Genomic DNA, 18934 nt, shown 5'->3' with positions numbered 1-18934 from the left:
CGAAACCGCGACTATTCAAGGTCAGCCGCGTCTCCTAAGGTTACCTTCAGGCTCATGGTCTTGCCATCCCGAATGAAAGTAACCTCAGCCACTGCGCCGGCTGGCTCTTGACGAACGGCAGCTGTTAATTCACTTGCCGAAGCAATCGGAACTCCGTTGAACTCAACGATGACATCGCCAACCTCGAGCTTGCCAAGCTCTGCCGCGCCACCCGGAGTGAGTTCACGGATTTCGGCGCCCACACTAAAGCTGGTGTTGTTATCCGAGTTGGCGGCATCCGTTACCCCTGCTCCAAGCAGGGCATGGCTGGCACTTCCGCTAGCCATAATTTCGCTGGCAATTCTCTTGGCCACATTCGAAGGGATAGCAAAACCCACTCCAATGCTGCCGGACGAACCTGAGCTGCCGGCCGATGCAATTGCCACGTTGATGCCTACAAGCTCACCGGTGGAATTAACCAGCGCACCACCAGAGTTACCTGGGTTGATGGCAGCATCGGTTTGAATTACCCGGAGGTTGATGGCAGTTCCGCTGCCACTGAAAAGCTGCAAACCACCCTGGCCGGAATCTGAATTTTCTGGCGCCGCTGCCGATGCCACCTGAATGGTTCGATTCAGCGCAGAGACAACTCCCTCGGTGACCGTATTGGCCAATCCGAGTGGGGCTCCCAGGGCAACAACGCGGGCGCCAACATTGAGCTTGCTAGAGTCGGCAAAAGTTATTGGGGAGAAGGTAATTGGTGCCTCAACCTTGATGACAGCCAGGTCGTTGATTGGGTCGGTTCCAACGATGGTCGCCGGGTATACGTGACCATCCCAGGTTTTGACTTCAATCTCTGCCTGCGCTTCTGAGCCGTCCAGCGTCACCACGTGGGTGTTGGTCAGAAGGTATCCATCTTCGGTCAAAAACACGCCGGACCCGTTTCCGCCACCGGCTGATCCCGAAACATTGATGGTTGCTACAGACGGTGAAGCCTTGGCGGCAGCGGCCGTAACCCAGTTCACATCATCGGTGTTGTTGACCACGATTGGGGCAGGTCTCGTCCAGTAGTTGTATACGGATACGCCAACACCGGCACCTACACCAGCGCCAACCAGAGCGCCCAGTGTGATGGCGGCCGTGCCAGTAAGGAATGTGGTCTTTTTAGCTAATCTTTGGCGAAGCGTGAGCTTAGGTTTGACCAACTCCACCGGTTTAGCAACTTCAAATACAAATTGACGGTTGTAATCAGACACTTTAAGCCTTTCATCTTTGACAAATAGATTGCCAAGCGTGTCTGAATAGTTTATGAAAACTCTCTGAGAGAAACCTGAAACCAGTTATCCGCAGCCAAACACGCTCAAATCAGCTCGGCACTGCTCCCCCACCAGCAAAACGCGCCTGTCCGCGGTCTCTTGAGTTTGAGTTTCCAAATCAACCCCCACCTCGATGATTACCTTCGCAGAGGTTGTTATCTCGGCCCCGGATGGATTCCAGGATGTAGCGCCAGCCAGCCGATACGCGACCGAATAAGTTGCATTCGCAACCACCTCAAATTGGCCCTCTGACCAAAATGCTTTTTGTGGATTTGCCACTGAAGATTCGGTGTCGTCGCCGAACTGCCACCCGACTTGCCGAAGGGTAAACCTAACCTCAGCGTTTTTGCCGAGGATGTTACCCCTGCCGAAGTGCGTGCTTGCGTTTGTGCCGAACAAGAGGACTTGCCCCGCGGCGACTTGCAAACCAGGGCTAACGCTCACCGCAAGGTCTTGAACGTTGAATGACACCTCGGCTGATTTAGAAGTTGAGCTGGGCGGTGTAATTTTTGTGGTTTTCTTGACTACTTTTTTGATCGAAATTTTAGGCTTGGCAACTACCTTGGGCTTGGCTTTCACCGGAGGGGTTACCCAACCTCGATGTTTGTCGTACTGATTGGCTTTTCTTGGCGCCGGCTTGACCACCACCGGTGAGGTGACCTTTGACTGCACTTTGGGTTGAACTTTTGAGACGGTGCTCTTTCGGCCAGGCTGGACCGATTGCGCTGAACCGCAAATGGTGACGGTTGAACCAACCACGACCGAACCGTGCTGGATTCCATCAGAGGAACTGTTGACCTTGCAAGCCGCCCAGCTGGGTGAAGGCAGCGGAGCGACCAGGCACAGCATGAGAGCCAAGCCGAATCCGGCAAACTGTTTTGCAAACATGGACTGAGGCTAGGGGCCCCGTGAATCCAGCGCTTAAGTTATCAACAGCAACAAAAAACCCGGCTCACCATTTCTGGTGAACCGGGTTTTTGTTCTAGTTGCGGGGGCAGGATTTGAACCTACGACCTCCGGGTTATGAGCCCGGCGAGCTACCGAACTGCTCCACCCCGCGGCGAAGTTCCAAGTGTAGCACGCCTCGAGGAGAAGTTCCAGCCGGCTAGTTTGATGCCGCGATCGCCGCCTCAATTGCTGCCTTTAGAGCGTCATCGGCCTTGCCGTAAGCAGCCCAGTCGCCGGCCGCCATAGCAGCCTCGCGGTCAAGCATGGCCTTGCGAGCCTTTTCAAGCGCAGCGGCTAGAGCAGCGTTTGTGCCTTCACCGGTGGTTGGCTCTTCGACGCCTGGTTCTTCAGGCACAGTGACACCGTCGCCATCCCCGGCCTCAGCACCCGAGTTGCCGCCGAACAGCGAATCAAGGGCCTCATCAAGGGTGTCTTCGAAGGCAATCTTGTCACCGAAGGCAACCAAAACCTTCTTAAGCAGAGGGAAGCTGGTCTCACCCGTTGACTTGATGTACACCGGCTGGACGTAAAGCAATCCGCCACCGACCGGAAGGGTCAGTAGGTTACCGTTTAGAACCTGAGTTGAACCCTGACGCAAAATATTTAGCAATCGGGATACTTCAGAGTCGGCGGAGAATGCGTTCTGAACCTGACCAGGACCCGGCACGATGGTGCTGGCAGGAAGGGTAAGCAACCGCAGTTTTCCATAGCTGCTGGAGACCTTGCCATCGGTGGAGCCGGCATCCGAGTCAACTACAAAGTAGCCCTTCAAAACGTTTCGGCTTGATTCACCCGTCGATCGAGGAATGAATGTTGAATAGAGCGAGAAGCTTGGGGCTGTCGCGCCAGGAACCTGAAGAGTCAGGTAGTAAGGCGGCTGCAGAACCTGGTTGCTGTCTGAACCACTAACCGGATCGTTAGGGGTCATCCAAGCGTCTTCCTGAGAGTAGAAAGCACCAGCATCGGTGACGTGATATGAACCAAGTACAGCGCGCTGCATCTTGAAGAGGTCAGCTGGGTAACGAACGTGACTCATAAGGTCACCCGACATCTCAGAAACCGGCTTGATGGTGTTTGGGAAGATCTTCGACCAAGTCTTCAGGATTGGGTCGGTTTCATCCCACGCGTACAGGGTCACGCTGCCGTCGTAGGCGTCTACTGTGGCCTTCACCGAGTTACGAATGTAGTTGATCGAACCACGAGTTGAAATGGTTCCAGAGTTGCTGTCGGTAATTGCGTCGCCGAAGTTTTCTGCGCGAGAGTACGGATAGTTAGCCGAGGTTGTGTAACCATCAACAATCCAGACCACGCGACCATCAACCACAGCTGGGTAGCTGTCGCTGTCGAGAGTTAGGTACGGAGCTACTTCTGAAACTCGGGTACGCGGGTCTCGATCGTAAAGAATCTGAGACTCGTTGTTGAGAGCATCTGACAGCAAAATTTGCTCGCTCTGGAACTTCAAGGCATAGGCCAGACGGGCAAAGATGTTGTCTAGCTTTGGACCACCGTCACCGGTAAAGGTGGTGTAGGTCTGGTCTGCCTCGCCATCACCGGCTGGATAGTCCAACTCGCGTGGTTCGGTGTTGGCAGGTCCACCCACGATTGAGTAAACCGGAGATGATTCGCCGAAGTAGATTCTCGGCTCGTACTCACCCAACAGACCGTTCGACGGAATTCCCTTTTGCAAGAAAACCGGCTGCCCCTCGGCTGATCGCTGGTTACCGTAGGCGGCAACCACACCGTATCCGTGGGTGTAAACAATTACGTTGTTGTACCAAGACTGACTGTCGCCCAGGCCGGCCTGGTCAAGCTCGCGAACCGCAATAACGGTGTCTTGTGTCTTTCCGTCAATCGTGTAGCGGTCGACATCCAGGTGCGATTCAAAGCTGTAGTACTGCTTGTACTGCTCGAGCTGTTTGAACGAAGCACTGACCAGGGCCGGGTCAATAATTCGGATGTTTGCGGTAGTTTCAGCATCTTCACGAAGAGCACCCGAAGTTGCGGTAGTTTCAGCATCGTATTCAACCGCTTCAACGGCATCCAAGCCGTAGGCGGCACGAGTTGCTTCGATGTTGCGCTCGATGTACTGAGCCTCAATAGTGCGCTCATTTGGGCCCACCTGGAAGGTCTGAACGATCCACGGATACAGTGCTCCGAGAACCATTGAGCTGATGATCATCAGAGCGGTACCCATGATCGGTAGACGCCATTTGCCCATAACCGCGGTGATCAAGAAGAGAATCGCTACGACCAAAGAAATCAGAGCGAGAATCTGGAAGCCCGGGATGGTTGCGTTGACATCGGTGTATGTGGCACCGGTGTACAGACCGCTTGAACTGGTCATGGTTGAGTACTGGTCAAGCCAAAGTGACGCACCCTGAACCAACAGGTAAAGCGCAGCCGTGACTGAAAGTTGAACCCGCGCTGATTTGCCAACCTTGGTCTCGCGCCCGCGGAAACGGATGTTGCCGTAAATGATGTGCACTGCTGCAGCGATGATTCCGGCCAATAGGACGGCGGCCGATACGAAACTGGTTAGCGCCTGCAGGAACGGCAGGTCAAACATGTAGAAAGAAACATCAAGACCAAATTGAGCATCAACCTCACCGGTATAGGTGCGGTTCAGCCACATCAGGACAATCGGCCAGCGGCTTGCTGCCGCGACGCCGGCAAAGATTCCGAGCAGGATTGGCAAACCGACCGAAACCACTTTGCGAAGTTGGTCAAGGAGAGCTCGGTACTGAGCAAATGGGTCGCCCTCGTCGGCAAACTTTAGGTAAATTGGCCGGTTTTTGTAGGCGATGAAGAAACCCAGCCAAGTGATTAGGCCGAAGAACAACGCAGCTGCAGCGAAGACACCAGCCTGAGCCAAAATTTGCGTGGTGAAAACCTCTTGGTAACCCAATTGCCCGAACCACAGGCTGTCGGTGTACAAACCCGAGGCTCCAATCAAAGCCAAACCCAACACCACGACAATGCCGGTGGCGATTGAAGCGGGTGATCGGCGGCGCTTGGCATTCAGATTGGTGGCGGTTGTCATCATTCTCCTGTTGCGTTATTTGGTGCTACAAACTGGTAGACCACTTAGGTCTGCTTGCTGCCCGATAGCGTTCACAATCGACAGCGCGTCATCAAAGGTTTCAACCTTAAATACTTGAAGACCTTCCGGAATATTGCCAATAACTTCATCGCAGTTTTCGCTAGGGGCTAAAAAGTATTCAGCACCGTCTCGATCAGCGCCGTAAAGCTTTTGACGAATTCCACCGATGGGGCCAATCTGACCCGATGCACTGATTGTGCCGGTGCCAGCGATGAACTGGCCCCCGGTTAGTGCTCCGGGGGTTAACTTGTCATAAATCCCGAGGGCAAACATCATGCCGCCCGATGGCCCACCGACCGAGCCAAGCTCGAGCTGGACGTCGACCGGAAAATCAAACTTGTATCCGACACTGACACCCATGCGGTACTTGCCGTCATCTGAGGCGTCTTTCTCAGGAACAATCGAGACAGTTTTTTCAACACCCTTGCGCAAAATTCCAACCGCAAGTGGCGTCACGCCATCATATTTGGCTACGCGATCGCGCAGAACATCGATGTCAAAGATTGCTTCACCATTGATCGAGGTTATGAAATCACCGGCAATAAGAATGCCAGAGGCGGGAGCATTTTTTAGGACCGCGCTGACGTAGACGTGGACCGGTACTTCGTATCCCAGTTCGGCTAGCGCTACTGCTATGGCATCCTGCTGGGACATCTCCATCATGGCGGTGCTCTCGGCCTGAACCTCTTCTTGAGTTTGGCTTGGCGGAAAGACTTGATCTAGCGGCAAAACGCTCTGGGCTGGATCAAGCCAGGCCAAAAGCAGCTCCAACCAACCGGGTGTCTGCTCACGGTTGCCCACGACACTGACTGTGAGGAGGTTCAAATTTCCGTCGGTTTTGTAAGTTTGCGCGCCACTGACCGTGATTATGTCTTTTTGATCACTCTGACCCAGAACATTGAATGTTGGGCCTGGTTTCTCAATTACGTACGGGGCCGGCAAGAACATGGCCAGCACGAGCCCGAGGGTAGCGATGCTGGTGAGGATCAGCCCCCAAGCGCGCTTAGGCTGCTGTCGAGAACCTGTAGAAGTGGACTCGTTGAAGAAACTCACAGCAACCTTTCACAAACTTTCGATTCACTTAAGCCTAAGCGTGATTATGGTTATGAAGGTAAGGACGGTATGACGAACAACGACAACCCTCAGAACCCGATGGGCATGAACCCAGAAGACCTGGCAGCTTTTATGAAAAACCTGCAGCAGGCTATGAACATGATGCCTGGCGGCACTGACAGTACTGGCGTAAATTGGCAAATGGCAATGAGCCAGGCCAAGGAAACCGCTAGGAGCGGCGCAAAATCGATTACCGATGCGGCTCGCAAGGGAATTCACGACGGCGTCTCAATTGGCAGCCTCTGGCTCAACAGTGCAACCGTGATCTCAGAACTCACTTCAGAGCCAAAATTGCTTAGCCGCGAATTGTGGGTTGCTGATGCAATGCCGTTGTTCCAGGACCTAACCCAGCCGGTAGCTAATCGAATGAGCGCTGCCCTAAGTGAACAGCTCACGCAAAACCTTCCACCTGAATTAGCCGGCGTTTTGAGCAACGCTGGAGACCTAATGAAGTCCGTTGGCGGAACGCTGTTTGCAATCCAGCTGGGGCAGGCACTTGGTAAGCTCTCGGGCGAGGTGCTCAGCGGCGGAGACATCGGTCTTCCACTTTTCAAAGATCAAAGGGCGGCATTCGTTCCGCAGAACCTTCAAGAGTTCGTTGAGGGACTGGGCGAAGAAACCGATCAGGCTTACATCTACCTTGCGATACGAGAGATGGCGCACGTCCGCTTGTTCAAGCACAGCAAGTGGTTGAGAGATCACGTTGTGTCACAAATAACTGCTTACGCATCCGAAATCTCCATCGACAGCGATCGCATCAGTGAGTTGGCCGAGAGTTTGGACCCAAACGACACCGATGCAATCAAGCAGGCCATTGAATCGGGAGCCTTTATTTCAGAACGCACCGACGAACAGAACCAGGCATTGGCAAGCATCGAAAACATGCTGGCCTTGATTGAGGGCTGGGTTGACGTGGTCACCGAAGATGCAACCCGACTCCTCCCTAGGTCTGGTGCGATTGCCGAGTCAGTCCGACGCAGAAGAGCCACCGCCGGCCCAGCCGAGCTCACTTTTGGAACACTGATTGGTTTGGAACTTCGCCCTAGGAGACTTCGGGAAGCAACGGCAATGTGGCGCGCGGTTACCGACGCTGTTGGAATTGATCGCCGCGATAGCCTTTGGGACCACCCTGACCTGGCGCCAACTGGAGAGGACATCAATAACCCGGCCGCGCTAATTGAGAAGCTTCAAGGTAAATCACCTGAGGCAGACGACTTTGATCGCGCGCTGCGAGACTTACTCGGCGACTAGGAAATTTGGGGATAACTTAGACCGCTAATTCATGACTTGACCACAATCAAGCCATGGTTATCCGAATAAATCCTCACCAGCAGTCAATTTGGCGCGATCCGCACACCCTCCAAATCGGTTTGGGTAAAAACCAACCGGTATTCAGACGACTTTCTCCGGCACAGGAGAAATTGATCGCTGCCCTTTATCGGGGTATAGCAGATCAGCATTTTGACTCTTTTAGTTCACAGTTGGGCGTAACAGACTCAGAATCAAAGGCCCTGCTTCGCGAACTCGACTCGGTGCTTGAGAAACAGATTGAGCCCGCAGGGAAGGTCCAACCACTTGCCAGCGAATACGTTGAATCGGCCTTTGCCGAGATTGTGCGCGCCAGTTTGCAAACCGGCTTCAATGGCGAGCAAGTTCTTATTGAGCGAGGACTCAGGAAAATCAGCATCGACCACCTAGGTGGTGCCGGTCTATCTTTGGCGCTCGGTCTAGCCTCAGCTGGCATCGGACAAATTTACAGCGCAGACACGTCGAAAGTGATGCCGGAGGACCTAGGACCGACCGGATTTCCGACCCAACTTTTAGGCCACTCCAAGCTAAATGCCCTCAATTTACTCTTGGCTGCCTCACCAAATCAGGCCCGAGTTCATGCCATGCCGCTAAAAGAACATCAGCTGGATCAAATTGAATGCGCGGTCTTAGTCGGCCATCAGGTGGTTGCGCCAGTGCTCTACTCCACCTGGATGAACCGCGATGTACCGCACCTGGCCATCACAGCTGGGGCTGAATCGGTATCGGTGAGCCCCATCATTCTGCCGGGGCAGACACCGTGCCTACTCTGCCTCGAACAGAGCCGCGCCACTGCGGACCCATCGTGGCCAGCCGTGGCAAGTCAATTGGTCGGCCGAAAGCACCGATTCGATGATTCAACCGCTCAGTTTTTTGCCGCGGGTCTGGCGTTACAGAAAATTCTTCAACTCATCGACACGGTCAGCGGATTTGGCCAGGTCGGCGAAAATCGAGTGGGTTATGAACTTAATCGGTCATCTGGGGAGTTGGCAGAAATCAGCTGGCCGGTGTCACCTAAGTGCAGTTGCCAATCACCCTCGGGGCTGGAGTAGGCCAAAAAACCTAGATGGTTCGCGGTCGCGGCCGCTCACTGCGTCTCGGCGAGCCCACGATAGGGTCAATTCCTTCTTGGCACGCGTCAAACCAACGTACAGCAAGCGTTGTTCTTCTCGGATTTCGGCTGGAGTCACGGCATAGCTGATCGGCAGGTAGCCCTCGGTGAGACCAACGACAAAAACGTAAGGCCATTCCAAACCCTTGGCGGCGTGAATCGTAGACAGCGTAACTGCAGCCTTGATTGGCTCATGTTGAGATCGCTGGCGCTCTTCGAGTTCTTTGGCAAAGTCCATCACGGTAGAGCCGGCCGGCAGTTCTTCGGTGATGGCCAACAGTGAATTGAGTGACTCCCACTTCTCGCGTGCGCTGCCATGCTCCTGCGGTTGTTGAGCTTGCCAACCGAGAGAGCGGCAAATATCAGACACAGCTTCGAACAGGCTTTTATCAATCGGGGCCACAGCTTGAGCCCGAATTGCACGAATTGCATTTTGGACTTCAGGTCGATTGAAGAACCGCTCTCCCCCGCGCACCTGGTAATCAATGCCGGCATGCGCCAAAGCGTTTTCGATGGCCTCAGACTGGCCGTTGACCCGGTACAAGACTGCGATGTCGCTTGGCTTAACACCCTGATCAAGCTTGACCCGGATGGCCTGAGCCACCCCGGCACACTCGTCGGCGACGGTAGCAAAAGAAAGCGTGCGCGGCGCCAACCCAGGCTCACCCTGCGACACGAGAGGTTCAACTGCCGATGAATCTTGGGTAAGGCGGTTTGCGAAATTAACAATTTGCTGAGTCGAGCGGTAGTTGCGAGTCAGCTGAACCTCGACCGAACCCTCGTATCGGCTGCCAAAATTTTGCAAAAATTCGCTGGTAGCTCCGGTGAATGAGTAGATGGTTTGATTCGGGTCTCCGACAACGCAAATGTCCGAGTGGTTACCCAACCAGGTATCCAATAGCGCGTGCTGAAGCGGAGAAATATCCTGGTATTCGTCAACCGTAAAAAATCGATACTGCTGGTGCACATGGGCGAGGGCTCTTGGCTCGGCTCGCAAAAGACCGAGGGTTAGAACTAAGACATCTTCCCAGTCAATTTTTTGGGCCTTAACTTTGGCTTCTTCGTAAGCTGCCTGAAGCTCAACGTTTTTGCTGGGACTCAGCCCGGCAACTTTAGGGCGACTCGACACTACCTCGGCGTACTGCTCAAGGCTCAGCATCGAATATTTGCGCCATTCGATTTCTGCTGCAAAATCGCGTACCGCGCCGGCATCAAGACGAATCTTGACTGAATCGGCTACTTCAGAAATCATCCGGGCCTTGGACTGCAAAACAGCGGGTGCAGGAACGCCGGCAAACTGTGGCCAGAAAAATTCAAGCTGAGACAACGCCGCAGCGTGAAAAGTCTTCACCGATACGGCACCGACACCCAATTGGCGAAGGCGTGCCCTGAGCTCGCCGGCAGCTCGGTTGGTATAGGTCAATGCCAATACGCGGTTGGCCGCATAAAAACCCGTGGCAATGCCGTAAGCAATTCGATGGGTGACCGTTGTGGTTTTACCCGTGCCGGCACCGGCCAAGATGCAGGTTGGGCCCACCAACGACTCAGCTGCCAATCGTTGTTCGGGGTCAAGGTTTTCAAGCAGAAGTTCAGGATCCAATTTGACCCAACTCTGTTGCCGAGACAATCTCTGATCCGTACCAGTGCTCGATAATTGCGCGAGAGATGCTCATGCGCCCCGGAAGCAGCAACGAACTTGCCTCAGCCTCGATGTCGGCACGACTAAACCAGCGCAACTTTTCAATCTCATCACCATCGGGCGCCAAGTCAGCATCGGCAAATGCAGGATCGACTTTGGCGGTAAAGCCAACCATTAGCGAGTAAGGGAAGGGCCAAGCCTGACTACCGAGATACTCCGGTTGAACAACGCGGACTCCGGCTTCTTCGAACATTTCGCGGCGTACGGCTGCGGTAAGCGATTCACCGGGTTCAACAAATCCGGCCAGGATGGACCAACGGTTGTCTTCCCAAATGCCCTGCGAGCCAAGCAGAATTCGGTCGTGTTGATCAATGACTGAAACGATGATGGCTGGGTCGGTGCGAGGAAAAACCTGGTGCGAATCTTGCGGGCAAACGCGGACCCAACCGGCTTGATCGATGTTGGTCAAAGTTCCGCATCTTGGGCAGAACTGATGCGTTGCATGCCAATTTGAGAGCGCTAAAGCCTGCGTGTAAAGCCCCGCGTGCAGTGCTGAAAGACCCGCACCCGTGCGCCTCAATTGATGCCAACCGTCTGAAGAAATTGCATCAGCCGTGCTGTCTTCAACTACCCAAAGCACGACAGCCGCCCCAGCTTCTATTGACTGTTCGGCAACCTCTGAACGACCCAAATAAACCTCAACAATCGGCTCAACCTGTATCGGTCGCTCAACTAGGTGAAGGCGCGGCTGAGCCTGGTCGGCCGGTCCGTCCAGAAGCACTCTTCCACGATTGATTAGCAGGTAGCGGGTCGAGTGAGTAGACGCAAGATTTTCAAAGAGGCCCGGCTGAACGCGCGCTAGATAGTCACGATCAATCGCAGTGCGTGCCATCGGCAGGTTTAGCAACTGATCCATTTGGGCTCTCTGTCTAGATTCGCGTGGCGATGCGGGGCGTTCGAGAAATTTTCTTCTACCCTTTTTCACATGGCCAAATCTCCCTTGATTTTAGCGGCGCTAGCTAAAGCAGCTGTCCCGAACATTAACTTTCACCAGGTAAAGAGCCTTTCGGCCGGGGGAACCGGTGCCTTTGATACGGCTTTGCTAACAGCAACAACCGGTGAACACTATGTGGTTCGCGTGGCTAACAATCAAGCCGCCGGTGCAGAACTCGAGGTAGAACTCCGCGCACTCAAGGCGCTAACCCAGAATGGGCGCCAGGCGCTTCCTTTTGAGGTAACCAATCTGGTCGGCGAAACCAAGGATGAATCCGGATCGCGCGTTTTGGTGTTCAGCTTTGTTTATGGCAACCCGGTCGAGATTTCTGCCGTCGGTGCCGACACTGCTCTTTCAACCAGCATTGGCAAGGCCATTGCAGCGATTCATAACCTTGACCGCCACCTCATCGAAGAAGCTCACCTAGCCGAATATGACGCGGCGGAAATCGTTCGCAACCGCACCGCTGAGCTTGACCGCCTGGCCTCAACTGGCAAGATTCCAGCCGTGCTGCTCTCGCGTTGGGAAAACGCACTCGAAGATGTCAGCTTGTTCCGCTTTCAGCCGACCGTGGTCCACGGTGGCCTCAACACCGAGACCGTGCTTGCGCTCGATGAAAGCGTCAGTGGAATTCTTGGGTGGAGCTCACTAAAAATTAGTGACCCGGCTGAAGATTTTGCTTGGATTTTGGGCACTGGAATTCACGAACTAAGCGACAGCATCCTGGATGTTTACCGTCAACACCACCCGGTGGTCGACGCTGGGCTGCGACAGCGTGCGACGCTCTACAGCGAGATTGAACTTGCTCGGTGGCTGATGCACGGCCTCAATAAAAATGACCAAGAAATCATCGATGACGCCAGCAGCCTCTTGGCTGTTCTGGCCGATGATGTGAGCACCGGTGCAGTCGGCCGCCTAGTTGCCTCAGCCACGACCATCACAACCATTACCTACGAAGAAGCTGTGGTTGCGCCTGTTTTTGAGGCAGACTCAGTGATCGAGGTCGAAACAATCAGCGCCGACGAGGACGATGAGCTCGAGGTCATTGACCTGGCGAAGGATGAGTACGTTGACGACGCAACCAAACCGATTGAACTCCCGGAGAAGACCGACAACGAACTCTTTTAAGAGTTCTGGCTTGTAGCCCGGCCCCACAGTTCAAGTAGTTCCGCCTCGTCAAGAACCTTTTCGGGCCGAATTTCGACGTTGTCCGAGACGAAATAAAAACCAACTGAGATCTGCTCGATTGGCAGACCGGTGAATCTCGAATACGCGATTCGATAGAGCGCCAGCTGTAGGGTTTTGGCTTCTAAATCGGCCTGATCTTTTGGAGCCTTTCCGGTTTTCCAGTCGACAATTTCAACCCCGGATTCAGTCTCGAATACTGCGTCAAGTTTGCAAACAAATGTGTGGCCGGCCATTGTCAATTGAATTTCTTGCTCAATTGCAATCGGCTTGAGCTTTGCCCAACGTGATGAAGCAAAATTTTCCTTTAGTGTTTCGAGCGACTCGCTGGCAAAGTCGCTATCGATTGCATCAACTGAAGTTTCGGATTCGCCCAACGTTGCCAAATTGAATTGCCCCTCTACCCAGGTGTGGAAGTAGGTGCCATTTCGAGTTTGCTGATAGGGACGTGATGGCATTGGGCGCTTAAGTCGCTGAGCCAGACCCTCGAAGTCAAGAATGTAATCTTTGAACCTCGAGGCTGGGATTCTGATTGGAACCTCAACTCGGTCAGCGCTGGCAAGAGCCGCGTCACGTTCACCGAGCAGTAGGTCGATGTCACTCTGCACCTGCAAAGCCCCTTGAGCCGGATTTCTTTCAATGACCTCTATAGCCTCACGAGTCAGCTTCTCGGCTCGCTCGAGCACCAAACGGTGTCTTTCTCCGAGTGGATCAAGCGGCCAGGCCTCAACCATGGCGTGATCTTCAAGGGGATTTTCTTGGTGCTGATTTTCAGGCAAAGAAATTCCGGAAATCTCGGTTACCTGCTTCAGAAAACGGGATGGCTCTCGAACCTTCTTGTTTCCGGGTTTCCAGTATGAGCCTGTGAGCAGAAGCCTTGATTTTGGCCTGGTTACTGCCACATACATAAGCCGAAGTTCTTCTTTCAACTGGTGCTGACGCATCAACTCCTTGAAAATCTCAACCGAGCTTTTGGCATCAGGCTGGGTTTCAACCTGTGCGTAGTTCCACTCCGGAAGCTCGTGGCGATCTCCGCGCAACGGATAAGGAAGTTGCCCAAATGCCAGCCAGCCCGAAGAGCCCTTGCCATCTCCTGGAAAGTCACCTTCAACCAGATTGGCAACCACAACGTTGTCCCACTCCAACCCCTTGGCTGCGTGGATGGTGAGAACCTGCACGACACCGGCCTCAGGGTTTTTGGTGGGTACTTCAAAACGTTCACGCTGATCGGCAAAATCTAGCCATTCAATGAACCCGCCAAGGTGGGGCTGATGGTTGTTGGCGGAATAGCTCGAAACAATGTTGGAGAAGGCATTTAGATGGGCCAATGGGTTATGCCTACGAGGGTTAGCTGCAACCTCAATATCTAGCCAAAGCTCCTGCTCAACTGCTCTCACGTATTCCGGTAAGGAGAGCCCAGTCTGGCGGCGAAGGTTTCTAAGCAACTGAGCGGCATCCAGCAATCTTGGTAATCCAAGGTCTGAGAACCCGATTTTCTCCGGCTCTCTTTCCGTTAGAAGAAGATCAAGAGCGTCAACAATTGACACTGCGTCCTCCGGCGCTAGACCCTCCCGCTGGCGCTCAACCAAAGAATCATCAAGTCGCGCACGTCTCGTGGCGTAACGATGGAGGCGCTCAAGATCCTTTGCGCCGAGCCTCCATCGGGGCCCAGACAGCAGACGGATCAGCTGAGTGCCGGCGAGCGGATTATGAATAACTTTCAGCGCAGAAACTAGGTCGACTATCTCTGGCATTTGAAGCAGACCGCCAAGGCCCACAACTTCGACTTCAAGCCCCTGACCTTCCAGCGCCTCAACAAACAGATGCATTTGGCTTCTTTTGCGCATTAGAAGGGCTGAGGTTTGATCCTGATTGCTATTTTGCTTCAGCCAACGGGCAACAGCTTGTGCCTCAGCTTTAAGGTCTGACTGAAAATCGACCTCCACTTGACCGAGGACTGCGTTTGGAGCCGGCGCGAGTTCAACGACCTTGAGTTCACCAATCAGGTGGTTAGCAAGGTTCAAAACTTGCTGGGGATTGCGCCACGAAGTCGAAAGCGAGAACCAGGCCGATCCATCCGGTGCATTGAAATCTCGGTAGAAGTTTTTGAGGTTGGAGGCACTGGCCCCACGCCAGCCATAAATTGATTGGTTTGGGTCGCCAACTGCAAACACCGATGTGCCAGCAAACAACCCCTGCAGGAGCCTGGTTTGAAGATACGAGGTGTCTTGATACTCATCGAGGAGAACCTGCTGAAACTTACTCTGCTCGAGTTCGATAATGCCGGGAACCTCGCGAACCGCACGTTCTGCCAAGGCAACTTGATCGGAGTAATCAACGTAACCCTGGAGCTGCTTCTCGCGAGCATAGGCTTCTGCCAACTTGGCGATGGTTGGGGTGCCCATGATTGGCTGAAGCAGAGACTGCATGTACGAATACGGTGTGGTGTCGGATGAACCGGCTTTTCGGGGCAGTTCGGCTAGCGCGGAGGCTGCGGCTTCGATTACCGCCTCTATTTGATCTGCGAGCACTAGGTTGTCGTTCATAGACTGCGCCAGAGCGAGAACCGATTCAACAATCGATTTCAGGCTGGCGTCGAGATCGCTGAGGCGGAGGTCAATTTCAGACCCGTGTTTCAGGATGACTTCACGTGCCAGTTGAAAAGCTGCAGCTTCGGTGAGCAGTATGGCGTCTGATTCATACCCGAGCGCTAACGCGTTCTCACGAAACAAATTATTTGCGTACGCGTTGTAGGTCGAAATTGTTGGGGCAATGAAGTCGTACTCGAGATCCTCTGGCCACATATCGGTGTCGCGCAGTTTCAACAGGCTTTCGTAAATTCTTTTACCGAGTTCGGCGGCAGCTTTTCTGGTGAAAGTGAGCCCTAGAACCTGTTCTGGTCGTGCAACCCGATTGGCTACCAACCAAAGAACCCGGACCGCCATGAGCTCGGTTTTTCCGGAACCAGCACCGGCAACCACGAGCGCAGGCGAGTTGACGCTAGCTCCCTCGACGGCAGCCGCCTGCTCTGGGGTGAGCGTGTAGGGACGGATCACCGCGTAGACCTGATTTGCGGAGTACTTAAAATTAGCCACCGAATGACACCGCCTTGGTCAGGTGAATTTGGCAGGTTCCAAATTCGTTTTCGTTGCTGCAGTGCGAGCCAACCTCGGCAACAAACCACTTATCGGCCATTGCCATGCCCTCGGTTGCCTCGGCGACCAGGGACTCGAAGTTACTTTGCAGCTCCTGGTTTTCGGCCAGACTTTCTTGAACCCTCTCGGTGGGCTTCGTGCCATTTACCAACAGCAACTTGGCGCCCGCCAACTGGGAACCCTCTGTCAGCCCAGGCAGGTCTGCAAAGGCCCCGTGTTGATATGCGAGTTGGTACAACCCCAACTGAGGGTGACTCTGTGCCTCGGCGGCAGTGAACTGCTTGGCACCGGTTTTGAGGTCCACTACGAACACCTTGCCGTCAGGGTAAACCTCTAGGCGATCGACTTGACCACGAATTTTTGCCCGACCCAGCTCAAACTCGAAATCGATCTCTGCCCCGGCGACCTGGCCGCCCTGCGCGCGCACTTGCTGAGCGTACTGAACGAGGTTGGCGACCATGGCCTTGGCCCGCCGCTGACCTGCCTGCTCAAGCCAATCAGATTCAAATTTAAGGCTGTGCCACTTGGAATCAACCACCTTCCACAAGGCTTCATCGGTAACTTCGGTCGCCAATTCGAAGGCCTCGTGAAGTAGTGTTCCGAGATTCGCAGAAAAAGTTGAATCGGACCCACCATGCGCATTGATAAACCAGTGCAAGGGGCACTTTAGGTAGTTTTCAAGTTGCGAGGGTCGCACAAAGACCTGAGCCTCAGGGTCGGCGAGGTCAATCAGTGGCTCAGTGGTGGAGATTGGTTTTAGCCCGTACCAACTATCCGGATTTGCCCCCGGTATTCCAGCCTGAGACAACCGAGCAAGCCCAACTGCCGCACTTTGCTGATCTGCCAAAGGCCGATCTGTTGCCAACTGCCGCCTCAGCGAACCGACCAAACCCCTAAGAGAAAGTTGGTGACCACGGTGCGCAATCGGTGTCGGGATAGTGCCGAGCATCAAGCTCACGAATTGCGAAATCTGCCTGTCCTCAGAATCGGTGGCTGAAATGATTAGGCGACGGTAGGAAGCACCCACGGATTTGTAAAGCATCCTGAGCTCGTCCGGAAGTTCTGACCGCTGCGCCTGTTCAATTGAATCGATCTTGCCTGACAAGAACGAACTCAGTGCGGTGGCTCCGAGGAGAGAAGATCGCGGCTTTAGATTTGGCCACACACCCTCGATCAACTGAGGAAGTGCAACCACATCAAAGGTCCTTCCGATGAGCGCAGCGGGTGTAATCAGGCTCACGCGGTCAGCCTGCTCGTTATTTAGAGCCAAAGAGTCTTCTGGAAGACCCAGCGCTAACTGTTGTTCAACAAAGACCAATGATTCGGCACCCGGGTGACGCTCGACATACCGATTCGCGGCAGCGAACAACTCGACCACAGAGTCAAGATTTCGGTTGGCTTGAGCCGAAACTTCACCGACTCCTCGAGAAAGTTCACGCCAGGACTTATCTAGGCCTGACCTCGACCAGGCCAGCCACAGGAGGTCTTCGATGCTGGCCGATTGGTCTTCGGTGATCTCCTGAGCAGCAAAAAAAGTTTCAAGAAAACTGGCTACTCTGCGGATTTCAGGGCCCTTGAGTGCTGCGAGCGCACCTGGGGCATCAAACAAAGCAACAAGGAGCTCGTCGCTATTTCTAGCCCCTTCAGCCGCCAACTCCTCGCGGCGAAGTGCCCGGCGCAGTCGACGCAGGCCGAGTGAATCCAGACCACACAAAGGCGAGGTGAACAGTTCAAGTGCTAGTTCGATGGTGATCGGTGAACGAGTCAGGACAACCCAACAGAATCGCAGCAATGCTCGCGAACCAAACTCATCTCTCAGTGGGCTTTGAGAGACCAAACGGACCGGTATGTTTTCGTAGGAGAGCTCCGAGGCCAGTTGCTGAAGGTTGCCCTGACTTCGGGCCACCACGGCTATCTGAGACCACTGGATTTTGTCGTACAGATGTAGTTCTCGGAGTCGGCGTGCCAACCATGAGATTTCGGATTGCTCGTCGAGAAAAACCTGCCCCTCAACGCCTTCGGCCGAGGCTTCGGGCTCTGGTCGAAGCAGCCCTTTACGCTGACGGCCGGCCCGGGCAGTCTCAATTTGATTGCTCACTTTGCCGAGCACGTTGGCGATGCCTTGGGCGCGCTCGCCAGGCGGCAAAAAGGTTACCTCAACAGTGGTTTGGTTGGACGTGGCAACTGCGTCAGCGAGGGCGCTCATAGCCCTGGCATCGGCAGACCTAAAGCCCAAAGTGGATGCATCGGGGTCACCGAATAAAGCCAGATCAGCGCCAGAACGAGTTAGGAGTTGAATCAAATGAGCCGCTGCCGGGGTTAGTTCTTGGGCGTCATCTACCAGAATTAGCCTGAGGTCAAGCAGGGGCTTTGGCCAAGGATTATTTTGAAGCCAGTCGGCTGCCGAGCGAATCAATTGCGATGGGTCGAACCGATGCTCGAATCCCGCCCCTGAAACAGCGGAGAGGTATTCCCGATAGAGATTCGCAGCAGCGGGCCAAACCGCTTGCTTTTGATCAAGACCAATAGCGGCCAGTGAATCTGGGCTAACCCCATACTCAAGGCAAATAATGATTAGGTCTCGCAGCTCAGCTCTGAAGCCATTCAAAGCCAGCACCGTTGGCGTGATGTGCTTTGGCCAATCGCCGAAATTGCCAGCCGAGGTTGACTCAAGGCCGAGCAAGTGGGCCTCGATAATTTCCGCCAGCAGGCGGTCCTGCTCACTACCGCTGATGAGCTCGGGCAACTTTTGCCCAGCAGCCACGGCTGCCTGGCGCATCACACCAAAGGCAAAAGAGCTCACGGTTCTTGCTAGAGAGCCAGATACTGCGCCTTGAAGTTTTAGGGCTAATGAGTCTCGGAGTGTGTTGGCAGACTCGCGGGTGGCGGCCAGAACCAGCACCTGGTCGGCAGACAAACCGGATGCGATGCCGCGCATAAACGCTGCCTCGACCGCTGTGGTTTTGCCTGATCCAGGCGAGCCATAAACGGTAGAAATTTTCACGAGGTCAAAACTACCCTGCAGCCCTGACATTCCAGTAAAAAGTGAGTCCACGACCTCACATGTCTTATCGGTGTCGTAATCT

Annotated in this window: 11 protein-coding genes and 1 tRNA gene; 3 read left to right on the top strand and 9 right to left on the bottom strand. The window is 54.2% G+C overall.

Annotated elements, in window-relative coordinates; all coding sequences use genetic code 11:
- Window positions 1-11: 11 nt before the first annotated feature.
- The 5 genes from FFA38_RS01835 to FFA38_RS01815 form a co-directional block, all read right to left on the bottom strand.
- The gene (locus tag FFA38_RS01835) at window positions 12-1235 is read right to left on the bottom strand and encodes a S1C family serine protease (RefSeq protein WP_246777926.1); all 1224 of its coding nucleotides are present in this window, start codon (window positions 1233-1235) and stop codon (window positions 12-14) included.
- Window positions 1236-1319: 84 nt separating this feature from the next.
- Window positions 1320-2183 (bottom strand): hypothetical protein, encoded by an 864-nt coding sequence (locus FFA38_RS01830; RefSeq protein WP_138315350.1) that lies wholly within the window; start codon window positions 2181-2183, stop codon window positions 1320-1322.
- 98 nt (window positions 2184-2281) lie between these two features.
- A tRNA-Met gene (locus FFA38_RS01825) sits at window positions 2282-2355 on the bottom strand.
- A 45-nt stretch (window positions 2356-2400) separates the two neighbouring features.
- A complete protein-coding gene (locus tag FFA38_RS01820) occupies window positions 2401-5283 on the bottom strand; it encodes a UPF0182 family membrane protein (protein WP_138315983.1) in 2883 nt (960 codons plus the stop codon).
- 15 nt (window positions 5284-5298) lie between these two features.
- Window positions 5299-6396, bottom strand: coding sequence for a YlbL family protein (locus FFA38_RS01815; RefSeq protein ID WP_138315349.1), 1098 nt, complete (start codon window positions 6394-6396; stop codon window positions 5299-5301).
- Between the two features lie 69 nt (window positions 6397-6465).
- On the opposite strand from FFA38_RS01815, the gene FFA38_RS01810 reads away from it, so the two are divergent.
- A complete protein-coding gene (locus FFA38_RS01810) occupies window positions 6466-7707 on the top strand; it encodes a zinc-dependent metalloprotease (protein WP_138315348.1) in 1242 nt (413 codons plus the stop codon).
- A gap of 53 nt (window positions 7708-7760) precedes the next feature.
- Window positions 7761-8816 carry a hypothetical protein gene (locus FFA38_RS01805; protein WP_138315347.1) on the top strand — a complete coding sequence of 352 codons (1056 nt, stop codon included), beginning with the start codon at window positions 7761-7763 and terminating at the stop codon, window positions 8814-8816.
- On the opposite strand, the gene FFA38_RS01800 is transcribed toward FFA38_RS01805, so the two are convergent.
- Both FFA38_RS01800 and nudC read right to left on the bottom strand, forming a co-directional pair.
- Window positions 8796-10475, bottom strand: coding sequence for an ATP-dependent helicase (locus FFA38_RS01800; RefSeq protein ID WP_138315346.1), 1680 nt, complete (start codon window positions 10473-10475; stop codon window positions 8796-8798). The two genes, FFA38_RS01805 and FFA38_RS01800, sit on opposite strands and share 21 nt — an antisense overlap.
- Window positions 10465-11430 carry an NAD(+) diphosphatase gene (gene nudC, locus FFA38_RS01795; RefSeq protein ID WP_138315345.1) on the bottom strand — a complete coding sequence of 322 codons (966 nt, stop codon included), beginning with the start codon at window positions 11428-11430 and terminating at the stop codon, window positions 10465-10467. The genes FFA38_RS01800 and nudC overlap by 11 nt, the downstream gene beginning before the upstream one ends.
- Window positions 11431-11499: 69 nt before the next feature.
- Here nudC and FFA38_RS01790 point away from each other — a divergent pair, with 69 nt between their 5' ends.
- A complete protein-coding gene (locus FFA38_RS01790) occupies window positions 11500-12636 on the top strand; it encodes a phosphotransferase (protein ID WP_138315344.1) in 1137 nt (378 codons plus the stop codon).
- Here FFA38_RS01790 and FFA38_RS01785 read toward each other — a convergent pair.
- Both FFA38_RS01785 and FFA38_RS01780 read right to left on the bottom strand, forming a co-directional pair.
- The gene (locus FFA38_RS01785) at window positions 12633-15788 is read right to left on the bottom strand and encodes an ATP-dependent DNA helicase (protein ID WP_138315343.1); all 3156 of its coding nucleotides are present in this window, start codon (window positions 15786-15788) and stop codon (window positions 12633-12635) included. The two genes, FFA38_RS01790 and FFA38_RS01785, sit on opposite strands and share 4 nt — an antisense overlap.
- Window positions 15781-18903 carry an ATP-dependent DNA helicase gene (locus tag FFA38_RS01780; RefSeq protein WP_138315342.1) on the bottom strand — a complete coding sequence of 1041 codons (3123 nt, stop codon included), beginning with the start codon at window positions 18901-18903 and terminating at the stop codon, window positions 15781-15783. The genes FFA38_RS01785 and FFA38_RS01780 overlap by 8 nt, the downstream gene beginning before the upstream one ends.
- Between the last annotated feature and the right edge of the window lie 31 nt (window positions 18904-18934).

It is taken from the genome of Rhodoluna limnophila (genome assembly GCF_005845365.1).
Taxonomy (GTDB): domain Bacteria; phylum Actinomycetota; class Actinomycetes; order Actinomycetales; family Microbacteriaceae; genus Rhodoluna; species Rhodoluna limnophila.
The sequence above is the reverse complement of the archived record's forward strand: the minus strand, read 5'-3'. Positions and strand labels throughout refer to the sequence as shown.

Coding starts and splice junctions, on each gene's coding strand:
- FFA38_RS01830 (WP_138315350.1), bottom strand. CDS start 2,183: ATGTTTGCAAAACAGTTTGCCGGATTCGGCTTGGCTCTCATGCTGTGC.
- FFA38_RS01820 (WP_138315983.1), bottom strand. CDS start 5,283: ATGACAACCGCCACCAATCTGAATGCCAAGCGCCGCCGATCACCCGCT.
- FFA38_RS01810 (WP_138315348.1), top strand. CDS start 6,466: ATGACGAACAACGACAACCCTCAGAACCCGATGGGCATGAACCCAGAA.
- FFA38_RS01805 (WP_138315347.1), top strand. CDS start 7,761: ATGGTTATCCGAATAAATCCTCACCAGCAGTCAATTTGGCGCGATCCG.
- nudC (WP_138315345.1), bottom strand. CDS start 11,430: ATGGATCAGTTGCTAAACCTGCCGATGGCACGCACTGCGATTGATCGT.
- FFA38_RS01790 (WP_138315344.1), top strand. CDS start 11,500: ATGGCCAAATCTCCCTTGATTTTAGCGGCGCTAGCTAAAGCAGCTGTC.